Origin of the sequence: Streptomyces sp. NPDC020884, from assembly GCF_044333935.1 — a bacterium.
Classification (GTDB): domain Bacteria; phylum Actinomycetota; class Actinomycetes; order Streptomycetales; family Streptomycetaceae; genus Streptomyces.
Window position 1 is genome coordinate 865,402 of record NZ_JBIRRY010000002.1, and the last position, 6,310, is coordinate 871,711.

The window sequence follows — 6,310 nt, forward strand, 5'->3', positions numbered from 1 at the left end:
ACCTCGGCGGCCGCCCCTTCGCACGCGGTGGTTACGCGAAGCGCTGCTGCGCGCTGCCGTCGCACGTCTGGAGCTTGAGCGGGTCCTCGGCCCCCGCCAGCGTCAGACACAGGCCCGTCGCGGCGGCCGGGCGGAGGGTGCCCGACTGCCGGACGAACTTCTGGTTGGCCGCGCCCGAGCAGTCCCACACCACGAGCGCGGCGCCGGGGTCGTACTTCGCGCCCGGCACGTCCAGGCAGCGGTCGTGGCTGAGCGCGGTGCGGGCGGTCTGGGTGCCGGCGTCGTACCACCAGTTCTGGTTGCGCCCGCCGTGGCAGCCCCAGCCGCCGATCGCCGTGCCGTTACGGGTGACCGAGGCGGGCACGTCGACACAGGCGCCGGTGGCCTCGTTCTTCAGGGGGGTGAACAGGTCGTCCCAGGCCGCACCCGTCAGGACCGGGTTCCCGGTGCTCGCGGGGTCGGCGCAGCTCGCCTCGCGCAGACCGGAGTCGTACAGCTGGGTGAGGCAGGAGGCGAAGGCGCGGTGGCCGGCCTGGTTCGGGTGGAAGGACTGCCGGACCGAGTTCTCGTCGGGCAGGCCGGGCTTGCTCAGGTCGATGTAGAGGCCGCGGGCCCAGGCGCTCTCGGTGCAGACCTCGTGGCCGTGGAAGAGCCGCGAGTTGTCGAGGTAGGAGGCTCCGGTGGCGGCGGCGGCCCGGCGCATGCCGGTCTGGAAGGCGGGCACGGCGGTGTTGCGGCCCCAGACGGTGTCGGAGTCGTAGCCGAGTCCGCCGCAGATGAGCTTGCCGGGGAACTTCGGGTTGTCGCGGAAGTCCGGGCCGATCGGGCTCGGGTATCCCATCAGGACGAGCTTGTAGTCGCTGCCCGCGTACCCGGCGTCGGTCATGACGGTGCGCAGGTCGCGGACGGTCTGCTCGACCTTGGGGACCAGCGCGTCCACCCGGGCCTGCCAGCCGCCCGCGTACTTCGGCTCGCAGGGGCCCTGGAGGGTGATGTAGCGCACCACGCAGTCGGTCATGACCGGGCCGAACTGGAGGTCGTCGTTGGCCCCGGCGACCAGGACGATCATCTTGATCCGGGTGTTGCGGGCCTTCACGGCGAGGCTGTCGCTCTGCACGAGCTCGTCGGCGTACTGCTTGTTTCCGCCGATCTTGATGTTCCCGGTATAGGCGCCGGAGCACGAGACGTTGTACGTGAGGTCCGCCGCGATGCCCGTGCGGTGGATCGCGGCGTCCGGTGAGCGGTGGCACCAGTTGTCCGGCCCGTTGGTGCCGGGGTCGTAGGTGCCGACGCCCTCGCCGGAGATCTCGCTGTCGCCGAGCGAGATCAGCCCGGTCTTGCGGTCCTCCAGGGGCCGCTCGGCGGGGCTCCCGTACAGCTGGGTGGCCTCGGCGGCCCGGACGGCTTCCAGCGCGGGCGGGAGAGGGGTGGATGCGATAGAGCTGGTACCCGACTCCGTCGCGCCCGCGGGTCCGGCGGCGGCCATACCGCCGACGGCTGCCGCGAGAGCGACGGTGGCAGCGACCGTACAGCGGAGCCGGCGAAGGCTTCGGAGCCCTCGAAGTCTGGTGCTGGTGCGCCTCATTGCGCCTCCCGGTAAGTGGTTACCCCCGGTATTTACTGGCCGGTAGGCGACTTGGGAATACGTAGAACAAGACAAGTGCTCATCTTTTGCAGGAGGTTTAAACACCATGGTTGACGCGTCAGGCGGTACCGGGTTCCGGACCGAGCACGACTCGATGGGCGAGGTGAGGGTTCCCGCGCACGCCAAGTGGCGCGCCCAGACCCAGCGGGCGGTGGAGAACTTCCCCCTCTCCGGGCAGCGGCTGGAGCGGGCGCACATCGAGGCGCTGGCCCGGATCAAGGGCGCTGCCGCCAAGATCAACGCCGAGCTGAAGGTGCTGGATCCGGACATCGCGGCCGCGATCCGGGAAGCCGCCGACGAGGTCGCGGCGGGCCGCTGGGACGAGCACTTCCCGGTCGACGTGTTCCAGACGGGGTCGGGCACCTCGTCGAACATGAACGCCAACGAGGTGATCGCCACGCTGGCCACCGAGCGGCTCGGCCGCGAGGTCCACCCCAACGACCATGTGAACGCCTCGCAGTCGTCCAACGACGTCTTCCCGTCCTCCATCCACATCGCGGCCACCGCAGCCGTCACCGCCGACCTGATCCCCGCCCTGGACCACCTGGCGGCATCCCTGGGGCGGAAATCGGCCGAATTCGCGGAGGTCGTGAAGTCCGGCCGCACACACCTGATGGACGCCACCCCGGTCACCCTCGGCCAGGAGTTCGGCGGCTACGCGGCACAGATCCGCTACGGCGTGGAGCGGCTGCGCGCATCGCTCCCCCGGCTCGCCGAACTGCCCCTGGGCGGTACGGCGGTGGGCACCGGCATCAACACCCCGCCCGGCTTCTCCGCCGCCGTGATCGCGGAGGTCGCGGACGCCACGGGGCTGCCGCTCACCGAGGCCCGCGACCACTTCGAGGCGCAGGGTGCGCGGGACGGGCTGGTGGAGACCTCCGGCCAGCTGCGGACCGTCGCCGTGTCCCTGACCAAGATCTGCAACGACCTGCGCTGGATGACCTCGGGTCCGCGCACGGGTCTCGCGGAGATCGCGCTGCCCGACCTCCAGCCCGGCTCGTCGATCATGCCGGGCAAGGTCAACCCGGTGATTCCCGAGGCGGTCCTGATGGTCGCCGCCCAGGTCACCGGCAACGACGCGACGGTCGCCACGGCCGGTGCGGCCGGCAACTTCGAGCTGAACGTGATGCTCCCGGTCATCGCGAAGAACCTCCTGGAGTCCGTACGGCTGCTGGCGAACGCCTCCCGGCTGCTCGCGGACCGCACGGTCGACGGCATCACCGCCGACGTCGAGCGGGCCCGCGCCTACGCCGAGTCCTCCCCGTCCGTGGTGACCCCGCTCAACAAGTACATCGGCTACGAGGCGGCGGCGAAGGTCGCCAAGAAGTCGCTGAAGGACGGGACGACGATCCGCGAGACGGTCCTCGCCTCGGGCCATGTCGAGCGCGGCGACCTGACGATGGAGCAGCTCGACGAGGCGCTGGACGTCCTGCGGATGACGCGTCCGTGAGCGCCGGGCGGGACGTCCGGTGAGATCCGGGTGACCTGAGTCGCAGCGGGGCGGTGGGAGCGCTCCGTAAGATCTCTCCATGACAGGTACGGGAGAGTGCGCACGCTGGACGCCGGGGGACCAGATCCTCTGGCGCTACCGCGACAACGGCCGGAACCACCGGACGGCCGGCGTCCCGCCCGTGCACATCTGCCGTCCGGTGACCGTCGTCCAGGACACCGACGAGCTGCTCGCCGTCTGGATGGCGCCCGGCACCGAATGCGTGCGTCCGGTGCTGGCCGACGGCACGCAGGTGCACGCCGAGCCGCTGGCCACCCGCTACACCGCGCCGCGCACCACGGCCCGCTCGACCTGGTTCGGCTCGGGGGTGCTGAAGCTGGCCCGGCCCGGGGACCCGTGGTCGGTGTGGCTGTTCTGGGACCGCGGCTGGATGTTCCGCAACTGGTACGTGAATCTGGAGGAGCCCCGGACCCGGTGGTCCGGCGGGGTGGATTCCGAGGATCACTTTCTCGACATCTCCGTGAACCCCGACCGGAGCTGGAGATGGCTCGACGAGGATGAGTTCGCGCAGGCGCAGCAGGTCGGCCTGATGGGCCGGGAGACCGCGGCCCGGGTCCGGGAGGCGGGCCGGGCGGCGGTCGAGGTGATCGACGGCTGGGGGCCGCCGTTCCGGGACGGCTGGGAGCACTGGCGGCCCGACCCGCGCTGGCAGGTGCCCCCGCTGCCGGATGACTGGGACCGCACCCCTGCCCATATGCCGTCGTGAGACCCTGGAAGAACCCTTCGGGCGGATCGGTCGGCAGGTCCGGTCGCACGGAGGGCTGAACACCGCAACCAGCGGGCGCCACACCGGAACTGACCACAAGTCATCACACCGGTCGTGCGGAGGTACGGGCCACGGACCCGGACGTTCCGCTCGGTCGCGGGAGCCACTACGAGGGGGTGGAGACATGCACGCTGTCCGCTGCCCCGTCGCCGCGTCCGCCACCGGAGGGGTCGCCCGTCGGCCATCTCCGCGGCGTTCGGTTTCGGCCCCCACAACGGGGGCATCCGGTGACAGCCGTTGTTCTTCCCGCGCTTGCCGGGGCACAGTAGCGCCCCACGAGGTGACTGCCTCATACAACCGGCCCGGACGGACGGAATCCCACGCGTGACGGAGCACCCCACCTCCCACGAAGGCCGGCAGCCGCTCGCGGCCCGGCAGCAGGAGCGCACCCGGCCCCGGCAGCAGGACGCCGCGGCCGCCGCCGCCGCTGCCTCCGTACCGGCTCCGGCCGCCGCACCGAACCCGGGTCCCGCGGCGGCCGCCGTCGCCGACGCGCAGGCGGCCACCCGCCGCGAGGGCGACCGGCTGCGGTTCGTCGGCGCGGCGACCCGGCGGATCGCCCGGGGCATAGACCTGGACGAGATCGTCCTGGGTCTGTGCCGGGCCAGCGTGCCGACGTTCTCCGACGCGATCCTGGTCTATCTGCGCGACCCGCTGCCGGTGGGCGACGAGCGCCCGGTGAGCCCGTTCGTGCTGCGGCTGCGGCGCAGCGACCGGCTGCGTCTCAGCGACGAGGAGAGCGGCGACGGCGGCCCGGAGTCGGAGCGGCTGCGCCCGGTGGTCCTGGACCCGCAGGCTGACCTGATGCCCGCCGCCGAGCTCTGCGAGGTGCGGGCGGGCGGCGCGCTGGCCGAGGTGCTGCGCGGGGTGCGGCCGGTGTTCGGCGACTCCGCGGCCGCACGGGCCGCGCTGCCCGAGCTGCTCGGCCCCGGCCGGTCCGTCCCCACCGGGCACCGGGCGATCCTCGCCCCGCTGCGCGGCCGGCGCCGGGTCATCGGGGCGGCGGTCTTCGTGCGCGGCACCGAGCGCACCCCGTTCGAGGCCAGTGACCTGCTGGTCGCGGCGCAGCTGGCGACGCACACCGCGCTCGGTATCGACAAGGCCGTGCTGTACGGGCGCGAGGCCTACATCGCCGACGAGTTGCAGCGCACGATGCTGCCCGACTCGCTTCCCCAGCCCACCGGCGTCCGGCTCGCCTCGCGCTACCTCCCGGCGGCCGAGACGGCCCGGGTCGGCGGCGACTGGTACGACGCGATCCCGCTGCCCGGCAGCCGGGTCGCGCTGGTCGTCGGCGATGTCATGGGCCACTCCATGACCTCGGCGGCGATCATGGGCCAGCTCCGTACGACGGCGCAGACCCTCGCCCAGCTCGACCTGCCGCCGCAGGAGGTGCTGCACCACCTGGACGAGCAGGCGCAACGGCTCGGCAGCGACCGGATGGCGACCTGCCTGTACGCGGTGTACGACCCGGTCGCGCACCGGATCACCATCGCCAACGCCGGACACCCGCCGCCCGTGCTGCTGCACCTGGGCGGGCGGGCCGAGGTGCTGGTGGTGCCGCCGGGCGCCCCGATCGGGGTGGGCGGCGTCGACTTCGAGGCCGTCGAGCTGGACGCGCCCGCGGGCGCCACACTGCTCCTCTACACCGACGGTCTGGTGGAGTCGCGGCTGCGGGACGTGTGGACGGGCATCGAGCAGTTGCGGGAGCGCCTCGCGGCGACCGCGCAGCTCACCGGCCCGGACCACTCGCCGCCGCTGGAGGCGCTCTGCGACGACGTGCTGGACATGCTCGGCCCGGGTGACCGGGACGACGACATCGCGCTGCTCGCCGCCCGCTTCGACGGGATTGCCCCGAGCGATGTGGCGTACTGGTATCTGGAGCCGGAGGACGCGGCTCCGGGCCGGGCCCGCCGGCTGGCCCGGCGGGCGCTGAGCCGCTGGGGCCTGGACGATCTGGCCGACGAGGTGGAGCTGCTGGTCAGCGAGGTCGTCACCAATGCCGTGCGCTACGCGGAGCGGCCGGTGACGCTGCGGCTGCTGCGGACCGACATCCTGCGCTGCGAGGTCGGCGACGACTCCCCGCAGCTGCCCCGGCAGCGACGGGCCCGGGAGACGGACGAGGGCGGCCGCGGGCTGTTCCTGGTCAACCGGCTGGCCCGGCGGTGGGGGGCGACGCGGCTCTCGACGGGCAAGGTCGTCTGGTTCGAGATGGCGACCCGGGGACAGTAGCCGCCGGGGACCTCTTCGGCCATGAGGACATGAGGACGTGAGGAGAGGGGGGGGGCCCGGCGGGGGGCCCCCCCCGCCCCGCCCGGGGGGGCCCCGGGGTGCGGGGGGGGGGAGGGCCGCAAAGCCCCCAACCGCCCGTGGCCCCCGGCCCCGGGGCCCG

4 protein-coding genes are annotated in these 6,310 nt (G+C 73.0%); 3 read left to right on the forward strand and 1 reads right to left on the reverse strand.

All coding sequences use genetic code 11. From position 1 onward, the window contains the following. Nucleotides 1-31 precede the first annotated feature (31 nt). The gene (locus ACH4UK_RS10540) at nt 32-1,585 is read right to left on the reverse strand and encodes a ricin-type beta-trefoil lectin domain protein (protein ID WP_398355624.1); all 1,554 of its coding nucleotides are present in this window, start codon (nt 1,583-1,585) and stop codon (nt 32-34) included. A 106-nt stretch (nt 1,586-1,691) separates the two neighbouring features. On the opposite strand from ACH4UK_RS10540, the gene ACH4UK_RS10545 reads away from it, so the two are divergent. From ACH4UK_RS10545 to ACH4UK_RS10555, 3 genes are all read left to right on the forward strand, one after another. After that, nucleotides 1,692-3,095: a class II fumarate hydratase gene (locus ACH4UK_RS10545; protein ID WP_398355625.1), complete on the forward strand. Its 1,404-nt coding sequence runs from the start codon at nt 1,692-1,694 to the stop codon at nt 3,093-3,095. Nucleotides 3,096-3,174: 79 nt separating this feature from the next. After that, nucleotides 3,175-3,861 (forward strand): DUF402 domain-containing protein, encoded by a 687-nt coding sequence (locus ACH4UK_RS10550; RefSeq protein WP_398355626.1) that lies wholly within the window; start codon nt 3,175-3,177, stop codon nt 3,859-3,861. 384 nt (nt 3,862-4,245) lie between these two features. Further along, nucleotides 4,246-6,150 (forward strand): SpoIIE family protein phosphatase, encoded by a 1,905-nt coding sequence (locus ACH4UK_RS10555; RefSeq protein WP_398355627.1) that lies wholly within the window; start codon nt 4,246-4,248, stop codon nt 6,148-6,150. Nucleotides 6,151-6,310 lie beyond the last annotated feature (160 nt).